At 72.1% G+C, this 21,133-nt stretch carries 23 protein-coding genes and 1 riboswitch; of the genes, 11 read left to right on the top strand and 12 right to left on the bottom strand.

Features of this window, described 5'->3' with window-relative positions:
• Nucleotides 1–215: 215 nt before the first annotated feature.
• Nucleotides 216–1,202 carry a tetratricopeptide repeat protein gene (locus tag PV419_RS08260; RefSeq protein ID WP_043486837.1) on the top strand — a complete coding sequence of 329 codons (987 nt, stop codon included), beginning with the start codon at nt 216–218 and terminating at the stop codon, nt 1,200–1,202.
• A 93-nt stretch (nt 1,203–1,295) separates the two neighbouring features.
• Nucleotides 1,296–1,925: a peptide deformylase gene (gene def / locus PV419_RS08255; protein ID WP_319687118.1), complete on the top strand. Its 630-nt coding sequence runs from the start codon at nt 1,296–1,298 to the stop codon at nt 1,923–1,925.
• A gap of 110 nt (nt 1,926–2,035) precedes the next feature.
• On the opposite strand, the gene PV419_RS08250 is transcribed toward def, so the two are convergent.
• From PV419_RS08250 to PV419_RS08235, 4 genes are all read right to left on the bottom strand, one after another.
• Nucleotides 2,036–3,058 (bottom strand): ribonucleotide-diphosphate reductase subunit beta, encoded by a 1,023-nt coding sequence (locus PV419_RS08250; protein WP_319687117.1) that lies wholly within the window; start codon nt 3,056–3,058, stop codon nt 2,036–2,038.
• The gene (locus tag PV419_RS08245; RefSeq protein WP_319687116.1) at nt 3,055–5,478 is read right to left on the bottom strand and encodes a ribonucleoside-diphosphate reductase subunit alpha; all 2,424 of its coding nucleotides are present in this window, start codon (nt 5,476–5,478) and stop codon (nt 3,055–3,057) included. Before PV419_RS08245 ends, PV419_RS08250 begins: the two co-directional genes overlap by 4 nt.
• A gap of 122 nt (nt 5,479–5,600) precedes the next feature.
• Nucleotides 5,601–5,731: riboswitch (cobalamin riboswitch) on the bottom strand.
• Between the two features lie 214 nt (nt 5,732–5,945).
• A complete protein-coding gene (locus PV419_RS08240) occupies nt 5,946–7,424 on the bottom strand; it encodes an FGGY-family carbohydrate kinase (RefSeq protein ID WP_319687115.1) in 1,479 nt (492 codons plus the stop codon).
• Nucleotides 7,425–7,484: 60 nt separating this feature from the next.
• Entirely contained in the window at nt 7,485–8,516 is a 1,032-nt protein-coding gene (locus PV419_RS08235; protein ID WP_319687114.1) for a 2-hydroxyacid dehydrogenase, read from the bottom strand.
• Between the two features lie 109 nt (nt 8,517–8,625).
• Between PV419_RS08235 and PV419_RS08230 the strand changes: the two genes are divergently transcribed.
• The 4 genes from PV419_RS08230 to PV419_RS08215 all read left to right on the top strand — a co-directional run bounded on the left by PV419_RS08230 (nt 8,626) and on the right by PV419_RS08215 (nt 11,900).
• Nucleotides 8,626–9,285: a histidine phosphatase family protein gene (locus PV419_RS08230; protein WP_319687113.1), complete on the top strand. Its 660-nt coding sequence runs from the start codon at nt 8,626–8,628 to the stop codon at nt 9,283–9,285.
• Nucleotides 9,282–10,100 carry a DeoR/GlpR family DNA-binding transcription regulator gene (locus PV419_RS08225; RefSeq protein WP_319687112.1) on the top strand — a complete coding sequence of 273 codons (819 nt, stop codon included), beginning with the start codon at nt 9,282–9,284 and terminating at the stop codon, nt 10,098–10,100. Before PV419_RS08230 ends, PV419_RS08225 begins: the two co-directional genes overlap by 4 nt.
• Nucleotides 10,101–10,234: 134 nt before the next feature.
• Nucleotides 10,235–11,701, top strand: coding sequence for an FGGY-family carbohydrate kinase (locus tag PV419_RS08220; RefSeq protein ID WP_319687111.1), 1,467 nt, complete (start codon nt 10,235–10,237; stop codon nt 11,699–11,701).
• Nucleotides 11,702–11,762: 61 nt separating this feature from the next.
• Nucleotides 11,763–11,900 carry a hypothetical protein gene (locus PV419_RS08215; protein WP_319687110.1) on the top strand — a complete coding sequence of 46 codons (138 nt, stop codon included), beginning with the start codon at nt 11,763–11,765 and terminating at the stop codon, nt 11,898–11,900.
• A 97-nt stretch (nt 11,901–11,997) separates the two neighbouring features.
• On the opposite strand, the gene PV419_RS08210 is transcribed toward PV419_RS08215, so the two are convergent.
• The 7 genes from PV419_RS08210 to PV419_RS08180 form a co-directional block, all read right to left on the bottom strand.
• Entirely contained in the window at nt 11,998–12,498 is a 501-nt protein-coding gene (locus PV419_RS08210; protein ID WP_319687109.1) for a GNAT family N-acetyltransferase, read from the bottom strand.
• A gap of 47 nt (nt 12,499–12,545) precedes the next feature.
• Nucleotides 12,546–13,034 (bottom strand): hypothetical protein, encoded by a 489-nt coding sequence (locus PV419_RS08205; protein ID WP_319687108.1) that lies wholly within the window; start codon nt 13,032–13,034, stop codon nt 12,546–12,548.
• Complete coding sequence (locus PV419_RS08200) at nt 13,018–13,509, bottom strand: RNA polymerase sigma factor (RefSeq protein ID WP_319687107.1); 492 nt, start codon at nt 13,507–13,509, stop codon at nt 13,018–13,020. Before PV419_RS08200 ends, PV419_RS08205 begins: the two co-directional genes overlap by 17 nt.
• Nucleotides 13,510–13,598: 89 nt before the next feature.
• A complete protein-coding gene (locus PV419_RS08195) occupies nt 13,599–14,240 on the bottom strand; it encodes a class F sortase (protein ID WP_319687106.1) in 642 nt (213 codons plus the stop codon).
• Nucleotides 14,237–14,629 carry a sortase-dependent protein gene (locus tag PV419_RS08190; protein WP_319687105.1) on the bottom strand — a complete coding sequence of 131 codons (393 nt, stop codon included), beginning with the start codon at nt 14,627–14,629 and terminating at the stop codon, nt 14,237–14,239. Before PV419_RS08190 ends, PV419_RS08195 begins: the two co-directional genes overlap by 4 nt.
• Nucleotides 14,630–14,795: 166 nt before the next feature.
• Nucleotides 14,796–15,368, bottom strand: a complete 573-nt coding sequence (locus tag PV419_RS08185) for a dihydrofolate reductase family protein (protein WP_319687104.1) — start codon at nt 15,366–15,368, stop codon at nt 14,796–14,798.
• A 129-nt stretch (nt 15,369–15,497) separates the two neighbouring features.
• Nucleotides 15,498–16,400, bottom strand: a complete 903-nt coding sequence (locus PV419_RS08180) for a sigma-70 family RNA polymerase sigma factor (protein ID WP_319687103.1) — start codon at nt 16,398–16,400, stop codon at nt 15,498–15,500.
• Between the two features lie 61 nt (nt 16,401–16,461).
• Between PV419_RS08180 and PV419_RS08175 the strand changes: the two genes are divergently transcribed.
• The 5 genes from PV419_RS08175 to PV419_RS08155 all read left to right on the top strand — a co-directional run bounded on the left by PV419_RS08175 (nt 16,462) and on the right by PV419_RS08155 (nt 20,659).
• Nucleotides 16,462–17,124, top strand: a complete 663-nt coding sequence (locus PV419_RS08175; RefSeq protein ID WP_319687101.1) for a nitroreductase — start codon at nt 16,462–16,464, stop codon at nt 17,122–17,124.
• Nucleotides 17,125–17,343: 219 nt separating this feature from the next.
• Nucleotides 17,344–17,862, top strand: a complete 519-nt coding sequence (locus tag PV419_RS08170) for a toxin-antitoxin system HicB family antitoxin (RefSeq protein ID WP_319687100.1) — start codon at nt 17,344–17,346, stop codon at nt 17,860–17,862.
• 86 nt (nt 17,863–17,948) lie between these two features.
• On the top strand, nt 17,949–18,791 hold the full coding sequence (locus tag PV419_RS08165; RefSeq protein WP_319687098.1) for a DUF4097 family beta strand repeat-containing protein: 843 nt from the start codon (nt 17,949–17,951) through the stop codon (nt 18,789–18,791).
• Nucleotides 18,792–18,875: 84 nt separating this feature from the next.
• Complete coding sequence (locus tag PV419_RS08160) at nt 18,876–19,880, top strand: ATP-binding cassette domain-containing protein (RefSeq protein WP_319687555.1); 1,005 nt, start codon at nt 18,876–18,878, stop codon at nt 19,878–19,880.
• Nucleotides 19,877–20,659, top strand: a complete 783-nt coding sequence (locus PV419_RS08155) for an ABC transporter permease (RefSeq protein ID WP_319687096.1) — start codon at nt 19,877–19,879, stop codon at nt 20,657–20,659. The genes PV419_RS08160 and PV419_RS08155 overlap by 4 nt, the downstream gene beginning before the upstream one ends.
• Nucleotides 20,660–20,665: 6 nt before the next feature.
• Here PV419_RS08155 and PV419_RS08150 read toward each other — a convergent pair whose 3' ends face one another.
• Entirely contained in the window at nt 20,666–21,112 is a 447-nt protein-coding gene (locus tag PV419_RS08150; protein WP_319687095.1) for a helix-turn-helix domain-containing protein, read from the bottom strand.
• Between the last annotated feature and the right edge of the window lie 21 nt (nt 21,113–21,133).

Here is a 21,133-nt window from a genome sequence, read left to right as displayed (position 1 = left end):
CGGCCGCCCCGAGGGGCATGGTTGGATGCGAAGAGAGGGGGTGTCGGGCCTATGGCCGACGGCAAGGAGGTGTGGTGGGCATCGTCCCCCGGCCGAACCGTGAGGGGCCGGGCTGAGATGTCCGCGAATGTGTGGCAGGTTGTCGTCGAGGGAGGGCTAGGCCGTCCGCGAAGGCATCTGGTGCGGTACTACTTCGATACCGGCAGGCGGGAATGGTGAAGATCTTCGGCAAGGTGCGGCACCGGCCGTCCGCCTCATGGCGGCAGGCCACGGACCGCGCGTTCACGCTCATCGGAGACGGTCGGTACGAGGACGCGGGTGCACTGCTGACCCGCGCCGCCGATCTGGAGCCGTGGCTGTCGGAGTCCTGGTTCAACCTGGCGCTGTTGCACAAGTTCCGGCACGACTGGGAGCAGGCGCGCGCGGCGGGGCTGCGCGCGGTCGCGCTGCTGGACCGCGAGACCGGCGCCCCGGACTGGTGGAACGTGGGGATCGCCGCGACCGCCCTGCAGGACTGGCCGCTGGCGCGCCGCGCCTGGCAGGCGTACGGCCTGAAGGTGCCCGGCGAGGCGTCCGCGTCCGGTGAGCCGCTGGGCATGGAGCTGGGCAGCGCGGCGGTGCGGCTGTCGCCGGAGGGCGAGTCGGAGGTCGTCTGGGGCCGCCGCCTGGATCCGGCCCGGATCGAGGTGCTGTCCATCCCGCTGCCGTCCTCCGGGCGGCGTTGGGGCGAGGTGGTGCTGCACGACGGCGTTCCGCACGGCGAGCGCGTCACCTCGGCCGGCCCCGCGTATCCGGTCTTCGACGAGATCGAGCTGTGGGCGCCGTCCCCGGTGCCGACCTGGGTGGTGCTGCTGGAGGCCGCCACGGAGGCCGACCGGGACGCGCTGGAGCGGCTCGCGGCGGACGCGGGCTTCGCCGCCGAGGACTGGTCGTCCTCGGTGCGGCTGCTGTGCCGCTCCTGTTCTGAGAGCCGGATGCCGAGCGACGAGGGCGAGGGCGAGCACCTGGACCCGCACGACCACAGCGAGCCCGGCCAGCCCGGCCCGCTGGGGCACCGTATGGCGGGCTCCGGCTCGCTGTGGGTGGCGGAGCGGGAGTGCGGGATCGCCGCGCCGAGCGGGCTGGTGCGCGGGCTGCTGGACGGCTGGGTCGCGGACAGCCCGGACACCCGCGAGTGGCGGGATCTGGAAGAGGTCTGCTGACGGGCGGCGCCCGGCTGACATACCCGCTCATCCGGCGCGGGCCTTACCCTGTAGGGCGACGAGTCTGGTTTTGAGGAAGGCGTGCGGCGGACGATGGCGCAGCAAGGGACTGAACAGCGGGTGGACGACGAGTTCATCGTGGACACGGAGGACTGTGAGGAGCGCGAGCGCGCATACCGCGAGCGCGGCACGGCCCGTCCGATCACGGTCGTCGGCAATCCGGTGCTGCACAAGGAGTGCCAGGACGTCACGGAGTTCGACGACAAGCTCGCCGCGCTGGTCGATGACATGTTCGCCAGCCAGAAGGCGGCCGAGGGTGTGGGCCTGGCCGCCAACCAGATCGGCGTCGACCTGAAGGTCTTCGTCTACGACTGCCCGGACGACGACGGCGTCCGCCATGTCGGCGTGGTCTGCAACCCGGTGCTCGACGAGCTGCCGGCCGACCGCCGGGTGTTGGACGACTCCAATGAGGGCTGTCTGTCGGTGCCCACCGCCTACGCCGAGCTGGCCCGCCCCGACTACGCGGTGGTGCGCGGCCAGGACGCCGAGGGCAAGCCGATCGCGGTGCGCGGCACCGGCTACTTCGCCCGCTGCCTGCAGCACGAGACCGACCACCTCTACGGTCGCCTCTACATCGACCGCCTCTCCAAGCGCGACCGCAAGGACGTGCTGCGGCAGATGGCGGAGGGCACGCCCCGCTACGAGACGGTGCCCAACGCCTGACGCCTCGCGGCATACGGCATACGACGCGGCGCCCCCGGGAGATCCCAGGGGCGCCGCGCCTGCGTATCGGGTTTGGATCAGCCGCCGGTCAGAAGCCGCTGAGAAGCCGATCAGAAGTCGTCGTCGAAGGAGACCGAGCCCTCGACCGCCACCTGGTACGCGGAGGCGCGGCGCTCGAAGAAGTTGGTCAGCTCCTGGACGTTCTGCAGCTCCATAAAGGAGAACGGGTTCTCGGAGCCGTAGACCGGGGCGAAGCCGAGGCGGGCGAGCCGCTGGTCGGCGACGCACTCCAGGTACTGGCGCATCGACTCGGTGTTCATGCCCGGCAGCCCGTCGCCGCACAGGTCGCGGGCGAACTGCAGCTCGGCCTCGACGGCCTCCGCCAGCATGTCGGTGACCTGCTGCTGGAGTTCGTCGTCGAAGAGGTCGGGCTCCTCCTCGCGGACCGTGTCCACCACCTGGAACGCGAAGTTCATGTGCATGGTCTCGTCGCGGAACACCCAGTTGGTGCCCGTCGCCAGGCCGTGCAGCAGGCCGCGGGAGCGGAACCAGTAGACGTAGGCGAAGGCGCCGTAGAAGAAGAGGCCCTCGATGCACGCCGCGAAGCAGATCAGGTTGAGGAGGAAGCGGCGGCGGTCCTCCTTGGTCTCCAGCCGGTCGATCTTGTCGACCGAGTCGATCCAGCGGAAGCAGAATTCCGCCTTCTCCCTGATGGACGGGATGTTCTCCACCGCGGCGAACGCGGCGGCCCGGTCGTCCGGGTCGGGGAGGTAGGTGTCCAGCAGCGTCAGATAGAACTGGACGTGTACGGCCTCCTCGAACAGCTGCCGGGACAGATACAGCCGCGCCTCGGGCGAGTTGATGTGCTTGTAGAGCGTGAGCACCAGGTTGTTCGCGACGATCGAGTCGCCGGTCGCGAAGAAGGCGACCAGGCGGCCGATCAGGTGCTGCTCGCCGGGGGAGAGCTTGGCGAGGTCGGCGACGTCCGAGTGGAGGTCGACCTCCTCCACGGTCCAGGTGTTCTTGATCGCGTCGCGGTAGCGGTCGTAGAAGTCCGGGTACCGCATCGGCCGCAGGGTGAGCTCGAACCCGGGGTCCAGGAGGTTCTTGGTGCGTTCGGGGGCGGTGGTCACTGGCAGGCCTCGCAGGACTCGGGGTTTTCCAGGGAGCAGGCGATGACCTCGGGGTCGGCAGGCACCTGCTGCGCGGGGGCGGGGACGGGGATGGTGGCGGGAGCGGTCGCCGCGCGCGCCGACTGCGCGATCCGGGTCGCCGGGCGCGAGCGCAGGTAGTACGTGGTCTTGATGCCGCGCTTCCAGGCGTACGCGTACATCGAGCTGAGCTTGCCGATGGTCGGCGAGGCCATGAAGAGGTTCAGCGACTGGCTCTGGTCGAGGTACGGGGTGCGGGCGGCGGCCATGTCGATCAGGGCGCGCTGCGGGACCTCCCACGCGGTCCGGTACAGCTCCCGCACGTCCTTCGGCACCCAGGAGAAGTCCTGGACCGAGCCGTTGGACTCGCGCAGCGCCTCACGGCTCTGGGCGTCCCATACGCCGAGCTTCTTCAGGTCGTTCACCAGGTATGAGTTGACCTGGAGGAACTCACCGCTGAGCGTCTCGCGCTTGAAGAGGTTGGAGACCTGCGGCTCGATGCACTCGTACACGCCCGCGATCGAGGCGATCGTCGCGGTCGGGGCGATGGCCAGAAGGAGGGAGTTCCGCATGCCGGACTTCGCCATCCGCTCGCGCAGCGCCGCCCACCGCTCGGGCCAGGTCGCCACCGCGTCCGTGTAGTGGTCCGGGTGCAGCACCCCGCGCGCGGTGCGGGTGGCGGACCAGGCCGGGTGCGGGCCGTGGCGCTCGGCGAGCGCGCAGGACGCCTCGTACGCCGCGAGCATGATGCGTTCGGAGATCTGGGTGGAGAGCTTCTGCGCCTCGGGCGAGTCGAAGGGGAGCCGCAGCCGGAAGAAGACGTCCTGCAGGCCCATCAGGCCCAGACCCACCGGCCGCCAGCGGGAGTTGGACGCCCCGGCCTCCTGGGTAGGGTAGAAGTTGATGTCCACCACACGGTCGAGGAAGGTGACGGCGGTACGGACGGTCGCGTCCAGCCGCTCCCAGTCCATTACTTCCCGCCCGTCGCCGACGTCTTTGCCCAGGTGCGCGGCCAGGTTGACCGACCCCAGGTTGCACACGGCCGTCTCGCCGTCGTCCGTGACCTCCAGGATCTCGGTGCAGAGGTTGGAGGAGTGGACGACCCGGCCGGGCTCGGCGGTCTGGTTGGCGGTGCGGTTGGCGGCGTCCTTGAAGGTCATCCAGCCGTTGCCGGTCTGCGCGAGGGTGCGCATCATCCGGGCGTACAGCTGGCGCGCCGGGACGGTCTTGACGGCCAGTCCCTCCGCCTCGGCCTTCTTGTAGGCGGCGTCGAACTCCTCGCCCCACAGGTCGACCAGCGCGGGCGCGTCGACCGGCGAGAACAGCGACCAGTCGGCGTCGGCCTCGACCCGGCGCATGAACTCGTCCGGGATCCAGTGCGCGATGTTGAGGTTGTGGGTGCGGCGGGCCTCTTCGCCCGTGTTGTCCCGCAGCTCCAGGAACTCCTCGATGTCCGCGTGCCAGGTCTCCAGGTACACACAGGCCGCGCCCTTGCGCCGGCCACCCTGGTTGACGGCGGCGACCGAGGCGTCGAGGGTGCGCAGGAACGGCACGATGCCGTTGGAGTGCCCGTTGGTGCCGCGGATCAGCGAACCGCGGGCGCGGATGCGCGAGTAGGAGAGCCCGATGCCGCCCGCGTGCTTGGAGAGCCGCGCGACCTGGTGGTAGCGGTTGTAGATCGAGTCCAGCTCGTCCAGCGGCGAGTCCAGCAGATAGCAGGACGACATCTGCGGGTGCCGGGTGCCGGAGTTGAACAGGGTGGGGGAGCTGGGCAGGTAGGACAGCGTGCTGGTGAGCCGGTAGAGCTCGGCGACATCGTCCAGCGCCTGCCGTGAGTGGTCCTCGGCCAGCCCGCAGGCCACCCGCAGCAGGAAGTGCTGCGGCGTTTCGATCACCTGGCGGGTGATCGGGTGGCGGAGCAGATAGCGGCTGTGCAGCGTGCGCAGCCCGAAGTAGCCGAAGCGGCCGTCGGCGCCGTCGGCCAGCGCCCGCTCGACCAGCGCGTCCAGGCGGGCGGCGTGGGCGGTCACGAACTCGGCCGTGCCGTCCGCGATCAGGCCCTCGCGGTGTCCCACGGCCACCGAGGCCGAGAAGGAGACCGCGCCCTGCCCGGCCGCCTCCTCCGCGATGGCGAGGGTCAGCAGCCGAGCGGCGAGCTTCGAGTACTCCGGCTCCTCGGCGATCAGCCCGGCCGCCGCCTCGGTCGCGAGGGTGCGCAACTCCGCCTCGTCCGAGCCGGGATGGCGGCCGCGCAGGGCGGCGGCCGCGACCTTGCCGGGGTCGGTGGCGGGCAGGTCGGCGGTGAGCTCCGTCAGGGTCCGCAGAAGGACGGTCCCGGGCGCGTCGTTCGCTGCCTGAGTAGCCGCTGCCTCTGAAACCGGATCGGCTGGCGCGATGGTCACGAAAGTGCTCTCCCTCGCTCGGCTTGGGGCCTCACGGTGGTGCGCGATGGGCGCGTACGGGCATGCCGAAACCGCGAACGGCATACCGCGCAGCGTCCACCGGCCCAACCCGCGGGGCCCGGACGTATGAGACGGCTGTCGGCAGGTCCTCGGACTCGCGGGTACGCAAAAGCGCACGCGTACACCGTTGCGGGACAGTTCCGGATTCCCACCGGATTCCCCTGCGGCGACAGCGAGCATGAGCATACATCTTGTGGTGGCGAGCGCACGCGCCCCCACATGTTGTGTCGCGAGGTGGAGTGTTTCGTACGAATGTGCTATTCAGTGCCGGACTTGACGCGGTCTTGGCGCGCACTTGGCACTGACCTGACGCGGGCCTTGGACAGGCCTGGCACGGGTCCGGTGCGGGCGGCCGGGCGCGCGCCAGGCGCGGGTCCGGCGCGGTGCCGGGCTGCCGTGGGCCGCCGTTAAACGGGCGCCGTTGCCCGCCACTCCGCGAGGGTACGGGCCAGCCTGGCCCGGTAGTCCGCGTAGCCGCGCTCGTATGCCTCGGCGCGGTCCGCGTCCGGTACGACAGTACGCGAATCGGCTCGCCATTGTGTCGCGTCCACCGGGTCGCCCAGCGCCCGCCAGGCGACCGCGACCGCGCCGCGCGCCCCCACCTCGGGCTCGTCGGGGATGCGCACCGGTCGCCCGAGGGCGTCCGCGAACAGCTGGGCCCAGGCGGCGGACCGGGTGCCGCCCCCGCACGCCGCGAGGCTCGCGGTCAGCCCCGCGGCCTCCAGGCAGTGGCGGGCGGCGTACGCCACGGCCTCACAGACGGCCCGTACGGCGTCCGCGCGGGTCGCCGCCAGGGTCAGCCCGTCCAGCCGGCCCCGCGCGGCGGGCTCCACGAACGGGGCCCGCTCGCCCGCGTCGGACAGGAAGGGCAGCGCGGTCACCCCGCGCGCCCCCGGCGGGCTTTGGGCGAGCAGCGCGTCCAGGTCGGCGGTGGTGGCCCCGGCGAACTCCAGGACCCACTCCAGGGCCGCCGTGCCCACCATGGCGGGCATGCCGCGCAGCCAGCGGTCCCGGTCGGGCACGCACAGCCACATGCCCGCCGGGTCGGCCGCCGGGTCGATCCGCGCGCTGTCGGTGAGGACCTGGCTGGCCAGCGTGGTGCCGACGATCAGCAGGCCGTCGCCGACCTCCTCGACCCCGCTGCCGATCGCGCAGGCCGGAAGGTCGTACGGGCCCGCCGTGACGGGCAGTCCGACCGCCAGCCCGAGCAGCTCGGCGCCCGCTTTGTCCAGCCGCCGTACGGTGTCGGGCGCGGCGGGCGACGGCAACAGCCGGGCGTATTCGGCGATTCCACATGCTTCCAGGGCCTCTGGGACATACGCGCGCGTGGTCACGTCCAGGAAGGGCATGGACGCGTCCGAGGCGTCCACGCCGATGACGCCGGTGAGCCGCTGCGCCACCGCGTCCACGCAGTAGCCCGCGACCTCCGCGCGCGCCAGCGCCTCCGGCTCGTGGTCGGCCAGCCAGCGCAGCAGCGGCGCATGGCAGCCGGGGAACACCCCGGAGCCGGTGAGCCGGTAGAGCTCGCGGATGGTGCCGTCCTCGCCCCAGCGGGTCACGGTGTCGTTCGCCCGCCCGTCCATCCACGAGATCGGCGGGCGCACGGCCCGGCCCGCCGCGTCACGCAGCCACAGCCCGTCGCCCTGCCCGGTGAGCGCGAGCGCGACCGGGGCCGCCCGGCCTTTCGCGGCCAGGGCGGCGGACACCTCGCGGACCACCTCGCCGACCGTGCGCAGCACGTCCTCCAGGTCCTGCTCAACCCGCCCTCCGGGCAGGCGGTTGAGCCGGCTGGGGCGGCTCGCGGCGGCCAGGGACCTGCCGTCCCGGCCGAAGGCGACGGCCTTGGTGACGGAGGTGCCGACGTCGACTCCGAGGACGATGCTCATGACGTGGGCCCTCCCTGGGGGCGTCGACTGCGGGGTTACGGGGCGTGCCGGATGGGCGGGCTAGTTCGCGGGGTGCGCGAGCTTCTCGCCGCGCGCGTAGCGGCCGACCTCGGCGGCGGTGATGGCGGCCGCGCGGTGGGCGGTCTGCCGGGTGGCGCCGGCGAGGTGCGGGGTGGTGACGACATTGGGCGCGGAGTGCAGCGGCCAGTCGGCGGGCGGCGGTTCGAGGTCGTACACGTCGAGGGCGAGGGCGCCGAGACGGCCGGTGCGCAGCGCCTCGGGCAGCGGGGCGTAGTCCAGCAGTCCGCCGCGCGCGGTGTTCACCAGGACCGCGCCGGGCCGCATCCGGGCGATCCGGGCGGCGTTGATGAGCCCCTTGGTCTCGGGGGTGAGCCGGGCGTGCAGGCTCACCACGGAGCTGCGGGCGAGGAGTTCGTCCAGTTCGACCGGCTCGACGCCGTCCGAGCGGGCGGTCTCGGGATCGGTGTACGGGTCGGCGATCAGCACCTGGGCGCCGAAGGCGCGCAGCACGCGGGCGACGATGCGGCCGATGGCCCCGTAGCCCACCAGGCCGACGGTCGCGCCGTCCAGCTCGATGCCGCCCTCCTCGTACGCGTAGAAGTCCCCGCGCCACCGGCCGGCGCGCAGCTCGGCGTCCGTGGTCGGGATGCGGCGCATCGCGGCGAGCATCATGCCGATCGCGAACTCGGCCGCGGCGGTGGCGTTACGGCCGGGCGCGAAGCTGACGGCGACGCCCGCGCGGGTGGCCGCGGGCAGGTCGACGTTGACCGGGCCGCCGCGGGAGACCGCGACCATGCGCAGCTCGGGGCGGGCGGCGAAGACCCCGGCGGTGAACGGCGCCATCTGCGTCACGCACACCTCGGCCCCCGCCAGCGCCTCGATCAGCTGCTCCTCGGTGCCGCTGGCCTCGATCACCCGGCTCTCGGGACCGCCCACCGGGCCGAAGGGCTCGTGCGGCCACGGCAGCGTCAGCTCGGCGACGTCGACGTCGCCGAGCCCCGGCTCGTCGCGGAGCGCGGCGATGATGAGGTCGGGACGTACGAAGTGGTCTCCGGCGGCGAGGACGCGCATGGGTGGCCTTTCTTCGGCGTTCCATCACAGAGGTGACGCTAGATTTAACATCGTTGACGTGACAAAGCAATGGTCCGCGCGTCATGCGGGTTGAGGAGAGGAACTTCCTGTGACAGCTCGTCTACTGCTCGTTCGCCACGGCGAGACGGTTTGGCACGCGGAGAACCGGTACGCCGGGATCTCGGACGTGGCCCTTACGGAACGGGGATCCCGGCAAGCGGAAGCGCTCGCCCATTGGGTGAGCGGACGCGAGGTAAACGCGGTCGCCTGCTCCCCGCTGAGCCGGGCCCGGCTGACCGCGCGCCCGGCCGCCGACGCGCTCGGGCTCGCTCCCGAGGTCGTCGAGGACCTGCGCGAGGTCGACTTCGGCTGGGGTGAGGGCCGCACCATCGCCGAGATGGAGGCGGAGGACCCGGCGGCCGTACGGGCCTTCCGGGCGGACGCGGAAGCGGGCGCGTTCCCCGGCGCGGAGCCGCCCGCCGCCGCGGCGGCCCGCGCCGCGGCCGCCCTGCGCGGCCTGGCCGCCGGGCACCCGGGCCGTACGGTGCTCGTCGTGGCGCACAACTCCCTGCTGCGCATGGCACTGTGCGCGCTGCTGGGCATCCCCGTCGGCCGCTACCGGCAGGTGTTCCCACGGCTGGACAACGCGGCGGTGAGCGAGATCGAGGTGGCGGGGGAGCGGACGGCGCTGCGGTCGCTGAACGTACCCACGGGGGGCGCGCCCGCAAGGGATGGGGCCGCGAGCCGTGGGGGAGAATCCGGCTCATGACCACGACCGGCGCGTCCGACGTCCCGCCCCGCTCCCAGGCCGCCCGCAGGCAGACCATCACCGAGTACGTGCTCGAGCACTCCACCGCCACCGCGGCCGAGCTCGCCGAGCTGGCCGGCGTCAGCCTCATGACCGTGCACCGGGACCTGGACGAGCTGGCCAGGCTCGGCGTGGTGCGCAAGTTCCGGGGCGGGGTCTCGGCGCTGCCGTCGTCCGTCTTCGAGTCCAGCCTGGACTACCGGATGGGCGTCAACCGGGCCGAGAAGGAGGCGGTGGCGGCGGCCGCCGCGGAGCTGGTCGAGCCCGGCATGTCGATCATTCTGGACGACTCCACGACCGCCCTCGCCCTCGCCCGGCTCCTGGTCGACGCCGCCCCGCTGACCGTGGTGACCAACGCCCGGCGCGTGGAGGAGGTCTTCGCCGGGGTGCCGCAGACCCGGCTGATCGGCCTGGGCGGGGAGTACTCGCACACCCATGACTCCTTCCTCGGCGTGCCCTGTGTCGCGGCGATCGAGGCGCTGTCGGTGGACATGGTGCTGGTCTCCACCTCGGCGGTGGACGCGCACACCACCTACCACCAGGAGCAGGACGTGGTGCTCGTGAAGCGCGCGATGCTCGCGGCCGGCAGCCGCAAGGTGCTCCTCATGGACGCGTCGAAGACCCGGCGCACGGCCCTGCACCGGCTCTGCCCGGTCGACGAGTTCGACCACCTGGTGGTCGACGACGGCGTGGACGCGGGGCTGCTGGCGGAGCTGCGGGAGCGTACGGATGTGAGGGTGGCGGGGACGGAGGGGAGCGCGGGGGCGCGTTCTTAACGCCTTGCGTGTTAACTTCACTTCGCACATGGGGATGGTGGGCCTTGGGTGCGCCGGGGAGCCCCAAGGTCCACCGTTGTGCCGCCCCTCCCCGGGAAGTACGGCCGCGCCGCGCATCGAAGGAGCCGACCGCTATGAGCACAACGTCGTCCGCCCCTGAGGTCGTGGCGGGCATCGACATCGCCACGGCGGCGGTCCGCGTGGTGTGCGTCGACGCGCACGGCCGGGTCCACGCGGAGGCACGCGAGCCGCTGCCCCCGCCGCGCCGCGGCGCGGGCGGCCACAGCGAGCAGGACGCCCGCGCCTGGTGGCCCGCCGTCGCGGCCGCGCTGCGGCGGGCGACCGCGGCGCTCCCGGCGGGCGGCCGCGAGGTGGTGGCCGTCGCCACGTCGGCGACCTCCGGCACGGTCGTCCTGGCGGACGGCGCGGGTGAGCCGCTCGGCCCGGCCCTGATGTACGACGACCGCCGCGCTGCCGACCTCAACGCCCGCGCCCAGCGGATCGGCGCCCCACGCTGGCAGGCCCTCGGCCTCTCGGTCGGCCCGACGGCGGCCCTGGGGCGCATCGCGTGGCTGGTGGGGGAGGAGGGCGACGGCACGCCATCAGCCCTGGGCCACCTCCTCCACACCCCCGACCTCATCGGCCGGCGGCTCACCGGAGGCCCGGTCGCCACCGACTGGAGCCACGCCCTCAAGAGCGGCTACGACGCCCGCGTCGGCGAATGGCCCACCGAGGTCCTGGACGCCCTGGGCGTACCGGCCGCGTGGCTGCCGCCCGTGCAGGCGCCCGCCACCGAGGTGGGCACGGTGTGCGCGGCCGCCGCACACGAGACCGGGCTGCCGGTCGGCTGCTCCGTCCGCCTGGGGATGACGGACGGCTGCGCCGGGCAGATCGCCACCGGGGCCGTCCGGCCCGGCCAGTTCGTGGGCGTCCTCGGCACCACGTACGTCCTCAAGGGCGTGACCCGCGAGCTGGTCACCGACCCGACCGGCGCGCTCTACAGCCATCGCCACCCCGACGGCTGGTGGCTGCCGGGCGGCGCCTCCAACACCGGCGGCGAAGCCCTCGCGCACCTCCCCGCCGGCCAACTCCCCGCCCTCGACCGCGCCGCGGCCACCCGCGGGCCCGCGTCCGTGGTCGCCTACCCCCTGCGTCGCGAGGGCGAGCGCTTCCCCTTCGTCAGCGGCGAGGCCCGCGGCTTCCTCCTCGGCACCCCGGCCGACGAGGCCGACCGGCACCGCGCCGAGCTGGAGGGCGTCGCCTTCCTGGAACGCCTCGCCATCGAGCGCGTACGGGAGTTGGGCGTACCCGTCGAGGGGCCGCTGTGGGCGGCGGGCGGTGGCAGCCGCAGCCCCCTGTGGACCCGTATCCGCGCCACCGCCCTCGGCATGCCCCTACGCGTCGCCGACCACGCCGAAACCGCCTTCGGCGCCGCACTCCTCGCCGCCTCCGGCACCCTCCACCCCGACCTCGCGGCGAGCGCCGCCGCGATGGTCCGTACGGGCCGGGACATCGAACCGGACGAAACGGAACGCGCCGCGCTCGACGAGTCGTACGCCGCCTTCACCGCCGCACTCCGCGAGCGCGGCTGGCTCGCGTAGTCTCGCCGCGGATACAGGCGATGAACGCGGAATCGGTCACCGGGACGCTGGCGCGGCGGTCGTGGCCAGGCCGTTGCGCCCCCGCCTGCGCCGGACACCGGCACTCGCCTTTTCCGCCGCCGCGGCCGACGACAGCGCGTCCCCCGCGGCGTGCGCCTTCCGCGATCTCGCCGAGCAGGCCGCCGCCCCGACCGGCTGAGCCGGTCGGGCTGACCGGTCCCGCAAGCCGACCCGGCGGGGCGCCTCCAGCGCGGTCCTGCGGCCGACCGCCGGCACGCCACAAAGGCCCCGCCCGGCTACAGCTCCACGGTGAAGGCCCAGAGACTGATCCCCGGTATCGGCTCCCAGTCCCGCTCCGGGGCCCGTACGAACCCCAGCCGTCCGTACAGCCGGTGCGCGGCGGCCATCTTCTGCTGGCTGGAGATCACGATCCGCTCCAGGCCCAGCTCCCGCGCCCGGCCCAGACACGCCCGCACCAGCGCCTCCGCCGCCCCGCGCCGCCGCGCCTCGGGATGCACGGCCAGCATCCGGAACTCCCCCTCGCCCGGCCGCGCCAGCTCCGCGTAAGCCCCGCCGTACACCGCGAAGGCCACCGCGCCCAGCACCTCATCGCTCTCCGCGTCGGCCGCGACCAGCACCTCCGCCAGCTCGGCTCGCCGCCCGGCGTCGCGCAGCTGGGCCAGATACGAGTCGCTTTCGCCGAACTCCAGCAGCCCGTCCCCGAGATACGCCTGCGCGGTGAGCTCGCCGATCCCGTCCAGCTCCTCGTCGCGCGCCCGCCTGATCGTCATGTCCATATCGGCAGTGTCCCGCACGGCACCGACAACAGAATGCCGGCCTCAAATCACTGAGACCTGCTCGGTTCGGTGACGGTGCCGGCCCGACGCTTCGACGGCTCGTCCCGCGGCGAGGTCGGGGTCGCCGACGGTGCGAGGGTGGAGTCGGCGGGCCCGGGCCTCTGGTCGGGGCGGGGGCTGACGCGCCCGGGCGACTCCGACGGGGTGGAGGTCGCCGGCGGTGTCGGAGTCGGGGTCGGGGTCGGGTGCGCGGTACGACCGCTCGTGGTCGGTGGGGCGAGGGGGACCGTCGGGGGCGCCGGTGTCTCGCGTGTCTCCCGCGTCACCAGGCTGAGCGGCAGCGCGATGAGGGCCGCGGCGGCGCAGGCCAGGCCGACTCCGGCGGCGGCGCGGAGGATTCGGCGGCGGGCGGCGGTACGGCGGATGGCCTCGTATCGGCCGGGGGGCGGGCCGAGGTGGTCGGAAGGGGGGCGCAGGATCACCGTGAGGGGGTCGTCGGGTTCGTACTCCGGGCCGTCGTCAAGGCGTGTGGTCAAGGCTTCTCCTCAGGTGGGCGCGGAGCAGTTCGCGGGCCGCGTGGAGGTCGGCCTTGACGGTTCCTTCCTTGCGCCCGGTCAGTACGGACACGTCCCGGACCGGCATGTCAGCGTAGTAGTGCAGGAGGATCGGGACGCGCAGTCGTTCCGGCAGGGACTGGACGAGCAGGCGTACCGACGGGTCGGCCTGTTCGGCGTGGGGGCGGACGGCGGCTTCGGCGGTGGCACGGCGCAGGGCTTTGCGTTCGCGCTCCAGCTTGCGCCAGTGGTCCCGGACGAGGTTGGCCGCGGTGACGTAGAGGAAGCCGCGGGGTTCCTCCACGGAGGTCCAGCGGGCCCAGAGCCGGGTGAACGCCTCCGAGGCGATCTCGTGGGCCGTCTCGTCGTCGTCGACGAGCCGGCGGCACCAGCCGGCGAGGCGCGGATAGAGGGCGGCGAACAGCTCGGACGCCGCCTTGTCACGGGACCGTTTCAACACTCTCCATGGCCGTGATGGCACGTGTCGGGAGGGATCCCGGGCCGTCGGCGTACGTTCCGTCGGCCCGGGATCCAGTGGGGGGTGGGTCAGGGGCTGGTGGAGCTCAGCGCGGCGAAGACGATCACGTTGTCGCGGTACGCGTCGCCGGTACGGGGGCCGCCGCACGTGATCAGCCGCAGCTCCGGGCGGTCCACGTTCCCGTAGACGTCGTCCGCCGGGAAGTCCGCCTTGGCGACCGTCCGTACGGAGCTGACGGTGAACACCGCCCGCGTGCCGTTCTCCAGGCGCGCCTCGATCCGGTCGCCCCGGTGCAGCCGCGCGAGGTGACGGAAGACCCCGTCCCCGTAGGCGCCGACCGTGACATGGCCGAGGATGACCGACGGGCCGACCTGCCCGGGTGTCGGCGAGTGCCGGTACCAGCCCGCCCGGTCGTGCGCCGTGATCGGGGGTACCTGCACACTGCCGTCCGCCGCCAACCCCAGCCGCATGACCGGGGTGTCCACCCCGATGGCCGGGATCAGCAGCCTGACCGGGACCGAACGCCCAAGGGCACGCGCCGCCTTCACCGGGGTCGAGGAAGGCGGTGGCGTACGCGTGGCGCGTCCGGTCGTGCCCTGCGTCGCCCGCGAGGTCTGCTTGGCCTCGTCGCCGCCACCACAGCCCACGAGCAGCGAGGCCATCGAGGTCATCGCCGCGGTGGCGAACGCGCGCCTGGAGACCGGGGTCATGCCCCGGTCGCCCGCCGGCGACGTACGACGAACACCGCCGCGCCACCCGCGACGAGCACCGCGGCGGCGCCCCCGCCGATCAGCCCGGCATCGGTCCCGGAATCCGAGGACTCCTCCGCCGTCACCCCGGTGTTCGGCGCGCCCTTCGGCACCTCGCGAACCTGGGGTTTGGACGGCCGCTTGTGGGCCTTTTCGTCGCGGGGAGCCGGGGTGGCGTCGGCGGGCGCTTGGGTGGCCGGGGCCTTGGTCGGTTCCTCGCGGGGGGTCGGGACGGCGGTGGTCGGGGCCTTGGTCGGGGCCGGGGTCGCCTCGTCGGCGAACGCGGGGACGGTGCTCGCCAGCACGGCGGTGCACGCGAGTGCCACGGCGCTGAGGACAGTTCGGCGCATTGAATCGCTCTCTCTCGTCGGTCCGCCCGGCGGTACGAGTACTCGGCGGGCTGAGTTACGGATCGAGCGGAGAGACGAGGGAGCGGTGGAGCGGGTTGTAAAGAGAAGGCAAAGTGTCTTACGGGTGGTGACCGTCAGAAGGTCCGCTCGTAAGGCGCGGCTCTCGCTAGCGGCGGACTCGATAGCGCAGGTGCAGCACCCGGTCGCCCTGGATCACCGTGTGCGGGTCCTCCAGCAGATGCTGGGCGGCGACCGACCCGAAGTACCGCTTGCCTGAGCCCAAGACCACGGGCACGACGTCCATCGCCACCTCGTCCACCAGGCCGAGAGCGAATGCCTGCCCGCCGACGTCGCCCGCCGCCACGGCGACGATGCGCTCCCCCGCGAGCTCCTTGGCCTTCGCGACCGCCCGTGCCACATCGTCGACGAAGTGGTACGGCGCCTCGGGATGCCACCCGTCGGGCTTGGGCCGGTGCGACACCACGACCATGTGCTCCCCCGCCGGGGGCGACCCCTCCCAGCCGTTGGTCATATCGAACACGTGCCGCCCGACCACCATCGACCCGATGTTCGCCAACATCGGCCCGACGTACTCGGCCGAGACCTGTGAGACCTTCGCGAACGGGCCGAGCTCGACGTCGCCGTTGGAGTACCAGTCGAACAGAGGGCCGACTTGATCGTCCGCGTCGGCGATGAAACCGTCCACGGATACGACGTTGTGCATCACCACGGTGCTCATCACATCTCCTGGGGGTGTTCCGAGGCCTTCACGCCATCCTTGTGCGTGTAGACCCGGCATGCCCCCGAAAACTCATCTGAGGTGGTCGAGGTGGCCCGCTTTGGCGCTGCGCTGCCCATCGCGGCCTGATCAACCGCCGGGGGCGGTCGCTCCGTCGAGCACGGCCAGGTCGAGCTGGTGAAGTCGGGCGGGATCGGCGATCAGCTCGTACGCGGTGATCCGCTCGCCGACAACAGTGACCGCGAGGACGAGCCGCAGTCGGCCCCGCGGCGCGACCACGATCCCCACGGCGCCGTTGACAAGCGCCGGCTCCGCGAAACGCGAGTTCCGTCCGAAGGCGGCGATCTCCTCCGCCACGGCCCGCGCGCCACGGACCTCGGTCGGCCTGTCCGGGGGAAGGGCGGCTCGGTCGGCCCGTCGTACGACATCGGGGGCCAAGACCGTGAGTACCCCGTCGATGTCGCCGGACCTCGAAGCGGTCAGGAACGCCTCGACCACGTGCCGCTGGCGGACGAGCTCCATATCGGGAAGCGCGGGAGCCCCCCGCACTTTGCGGCGCGCGCGGCTGGCGAGCTTCTTGGTGGTGGCCGGGGAGCGATCGACGATGGGCGCGATCTCGTCGAACGGCACGGCGAACATGTCGTGCAGCACGAAAGCGACCCGCTCGGCGGGGCCCAGTCTGTCCAGCACGATCAGCAGGGCGCGGCCGACCGATTCGGCCAGCAACGCCTCTTGTTCCGGGGCACCGCTCTGATCGGGGTCCGGGTTCTGGTCGGGCATCTGGTGGCCCGCGAGTTCCTCTCGTCGTGACGCGCGGGAGCGCAGCATGTCGAGGCAGATCCGGGACACGACCGTCGTCAGCCAGCCGCCCAGGTTCGCCACGCCGTCGGTGTTGCCACGGGCCAGCCGCAGCCACGCTTCCTGGACGGCGTCGTCCGCCTCGCTGAGTGAGCCGAGCATGCGGTAGGCGACCGTTCGCAGGCGGTCGCGATGCGTCTCGAAACTGCGGGCGAGTCCGTCCTGCGCGTCCACCGGTCACCTTTCCCTGTCCTCGATCGTCAACACAGTAAGCCGATGTGGGAGGTCATTGCTCTTGGACGTCTATGAGGCGGTCGCAAGCCGACGGGCGGTGCGCGGGTTCACGGACGAGCCCGTCCCGAGGGAGGTGCTCGAGCGGGTGCTTTCGGCCGCTGCCCGAGCGCCGTCCGGAGGGAATCTGCAGCCGTGGAACACATACGTGCTGACCGGCGCGCCGTTGGCCGAGCTCAAGAAGCGCGTTGCCGAGCGCGTGGCCTCGGGCGATCCCGGGGACGAGCGCGAGTACGCCATGTATCCGGCCGAGCTGAGGAGTCCGTACCGGGAGCGCCGGGCCGCCGCCGCCGAGCAGCGCTACGCCGCGCTCGGCGTTCCCCGGGACGACAAGCAGGCACGCCAGAGGGCCATCGCCGCGAACTGGGATTGTTTCGGCGCACCGGCTCTGCTGCTCTGCTACATCGACCGCCATATGGGTCCGGCCCAGTGGGTCGATGTCGGTATGTACCTGCAGACCGTCATGCTGCTGCTCCGTGCCGAAGGGCTGCACAGCTGCGCGCAGATGGCGTGGTCGGTGTACCGCGGGACAGTCGCGGAGGTCGTGTCACCCCCGGAGGGGCTCATCCTGTTCTGCGGTATGTCGATCGGGTTCGAGGACGCCACGACGTGTTCCGTCCGTACGGACCGAGCCCCACTTGCCGAGACGGTCGCCTTCCTCGCCTGAGAACCTGATCACGGCATCACATGGCATCGAGGGTGGCGCCGCTTGGCGTCATCCGGTGCCATTCCATGCTTCGAAAGGTGCATGGGCGTGCATGGCGCCACATGGGCCCGGGCCGACCCCTTCATCTTTCCGCAGGTCAGGGCATCGCCCTCACGTTCACCCCCTGCAAGGCGCCACCCGGGCTTGCGCATGGCACCATAGTGGTGCCACCATGACGTCATGGACCTCACCCCGTATGTCGACACCCTCCGCCGTGAACTCGCGGTGGCCGCCGAAGCCGGCGGGGAAGATGCCCGCGAGCTGGCCGAGCGGCTCACCGCTCCTCTGGAGTCGGCGACCCGTCTGACCATGCTCAATGTGCTCTCCGCCGCGATGGACGAGATCACCCGCGAGCTCGCCCCCGGCTCGGTCGACGTACGGCTGCGCGGACTCGACCCCGACTTCGTGGTGACGCTGCCGCCCGCCGACAGCGGCCCCATGGAAGCGGCCGCCGCGCCCGTCGAACCGCTCGCGGCGCCGGCGCCCGCCGACGGCGACGAGGGCGGCACCGCCCGCGTCAATCTGCGGCTGCCGGCCCACCTCAAGGCGCGCGCCGAGGAGGCCGCGAGTCGCGAGGGCCTGTCGGTCAACGCGTGGCTGGTGCGGGCCGTGTCGGCCGCGGTCGACGGCACCACCCGGCCGCGTACGACGGAGAAGGCTCGCACCCTCGGACAGAGCTTCACGGGCTGGGTGCGCTAGCCGCGCCCGCCCCCGAACAAAGCACTGCACCCACACCACGTCCCACCAGCGGGGACGATCCAAGGACTCATGAGGACGGTACAGCCATGCCTTCTTTCGACACTCCCGAACCGATTTCGGTCACCGCCCACGTGGGCGCCGGTTCCATCCGGTTCACCGCGAGCGACCGCCTCGACACCGCCGTCGAGGTACGGCCGGGCAACGCGAAGCGGGACAAGGATGTGCAGGCCGCCGAGCAGACCGAGGTCACGTACGCGAGCGGCGTCCTGACCGTCAGGACGAAGGAGCGCCGCTTCATCGGACCGTCCGGCATCGTCGAGGTGACGGTCGAACTGCCCACGGGCTCGCACGTCGGCATCACCGGGTCCTGGGCCCAGGTATTCGGCGAGGGCCGGCTCGGCGAGGTCCGGGTGAAGACCTCGGGCGGTGACGTCCGCCTCGACACGACCGGGCCGCTCCAGCTGACCGTCTCGCACAGTTCGATCGTCGTCGACCGGGTCGAGGGCAACGCCGAGATCACTTCCAGCTCCGGCAGCCTGCGCGTCGGCACCGTCGAGGGCAGCGCCGTCCTGAAGAACTCGCATGGCACGACGACCGTCGGCACCGCGATCGGTGACCTGCGGGTGAGCGGCGCCCACGGCGACATCGACATCGAGAGCGCCGAGAGTTCGGTTACCGCCACCACCGCCGGCGGCGCCCTGCGCGTCGGCGAAGCCGTCCGCGGCACCGTCCAGTTGGAGACCGCCTACGGCCTCATCGAGATCGGTATCCGCGAGGGCACCGCCGCCTGGCTCGACGTCAGCTCCGAGCGCGGGCAGGTGCGCAATGCGCTCGCCGACTCCGAACCTCCGGCGGCGACCGAGGACACCGTCAAGGTCCGCGCCCGGACCCGCTGGGGCAACATCGACGTGCGCCGCGCCCGGCCCTGAGCACGGCTTCCCAGGCTCCCTCACTCCCTCACTCCCTCAGTCACTTCAGCCTCCGAACGGGAGGGCTCCATGCCTTCATCTGTCATGCCCACGTCTAATCGCGAGGGCGACCGGCCGTCGCCCGCCGCCGTCTCCACCATCGGTCTGCGCAAGGCGTACGGCGACAAGACCGTGCTCGACGGCATCGATCTGCGCATCCCGGCCGGGTCCGTGTTCGCACTGCTCGGGCCCAACGGCGCCGGCAAGACCACCACCGTGCAGATCCTGTCCACGCTCATCGCCGCCGACGGCGGGCAGGCCCAGGTCGCGGGCCACGACGTCGCCACGTCACCGGACGGGGTGCGCGCCGCGATCGGTGTCACCGGGCAGTTCTCCGCGCTCGACGACCTGCTCACCGCGGAGGAGAACGTGCTCCTCATGGCCGATCTGCTGCGCCTCGGCAAGCGTGAAGGACGGTCCCGTAGCAGGGAGTTGCTTCAGCGGTTCGACATCGCGGACGTCGCGCACAAGCGGGCCGCGACCTTCTCCGGCGGTATGCGGCGCCGGCTCGACCTCGCCATGACGCTGGTCGGTGACCCCCAGGTGATCTTCCTGGACGAGCCGACGACCGGGCTCGATCCACGCAGCCGACGCACCATGTGGGACACGGTGCGCTCGCTGGTCGCGGGCGGCACCACCGTTTTCCTCACCACCCAGTACCTGGAGGAAGCCGACCAGTTGGCCGACCGGATCGCCGTGCTCGACGGCGGCCGGATCGTCGCCGAAGGCACCGCCGACGAGCTCAAGGCGCAGATCCCCGGCAGCCACGTACGGCTGCGGTTCACCGAGTCCGCCGAGTACGAGCGCGCGGCCGGCGCCTTCCCCGGCGCGACCCGAGACGACGAGAACCTCGCCCTGCGCGTGGCGGGCGACGGCGGCCTCGACGCGCTGCGCGCCCTGCTCGACCGGCTCGACGCCGTCGGCATCCGGGCCGCCGACTTCTCCGTGCACACCCCCGACCTCGATGACGTGTTCCTCGCCCTGACCGGCGACGGCACCACCGAAACCGGCACCAGCACCCCGCTTCACGTCAAGGAGACCCAGCGATGAGCATCCTCGCCTACGCCGTGCACGACTCGATGACGATGCTGCGGCGCAACCTCAAGCACGCGATCCGGTATCCGGCCGTGGGGTTCGGCAGCGCCATGATGCCGATCATGATGCTGCTGCTGTTCGTGTACGCCTTCGGCGACTCGATGGGCGCCGGCGTGGGCGGCGACCGGGACGCGTATCTGAACTATCTGACGCCCGGCGTCATCATCATGGGGGTGGCCGCAGGCTCGATGTCGACCTCGATCGCGGTCTGCTCCGACATGACCGAGGGCATCATCAACCGCTTCCGCACCATGAACATCACGCGCTCGTCGTTCATGACGGGACATGTCGTCGGCAGCGTCATCCAGACGATGGTGTGCCTCGTCCCGGTCGTGGGCGTCGCGCTCGCCGTCGGCTTCCGGTCGGACGCGAACCCACTGGAGTGGCTGGCCGCCGCCGGCCTCCTCGCGGCCATCGCGTTCGCCGTGACCTGGCTGTCGGCGGCGCTCGGCCTGATCTCCAAGACCGTCGAGTCCGCGAGCAACAAGCCGCTGCTGGTCCAGTTCCTGCCGTTCCTCGGCTCCGCGTTCGTGCCGGCCGACTCGATGTCGCCGGGCCTGCGCTGGTTCGCCGAGAACCAGCCGTTCACGCCGATGACCGAGACACTGCGCGGCCTGCTCTCCGGCTCGGAGATCGGCAACAACGGCTGGATCTCGCTCGCCTGGTGCGCCGGCGTCGCCCTGGTCGGCTACGTCTGGTCGCGCTCGCTGTTCAACAGCACCACCAGGCGCTGAGAGCCCTTACTGGTCAAGGTGGCCCGCCTCGGCGCTGCGCATGGGCGTCTGTTCCCTCTGGTCGTACTCGCGACGGGCTTCGGCGATGACGGATCGGTGGGCCAGGGACCATTCGGCGAGCGCCTTGACCAGGTGGGTGAGGCTCGCGCCGGTTTCGGTGAGGCGGTAGTCGACCTGGGCCGGGACCGTGGGGTACACCGTGCGGAGGACGAGCCCGTCGCGCTCCAGCCTGCGCACCGTGAGAGTCAGCATGCGCTGGGAGATGCCGTCGATCGCCCGTTGCAGTTCCCGGAAGCGCCGTGGCCCGCCGGCGAGCTCGACGATGACGAGGACCGACCACTTGTCGCCGATCCGGTCCAACACGTCCCGGATGCCGCAGTCGGGGTGGTCCTTCTGTCCGCAGGGGCTGAGTTCGGCGGGCCCGGGGGTTACTCCGGTGTGCGTGAGTGACATCAAACTGCCTTCTTGTGGCCG

The organism is Streptomyces sp. ME19-01-6, from assembly GCF_033793745.1.
GTDB lineage: Bacteria > Actinomycetota > Actinomycetes > Streptomycetales > Streptomycetaceae > Streptomyces.
The sequence above is the reverse complement of the archived record's forward strand: the minus strand, read 5'-3'. Positions and strand labels throughout refer to the sequence as shown.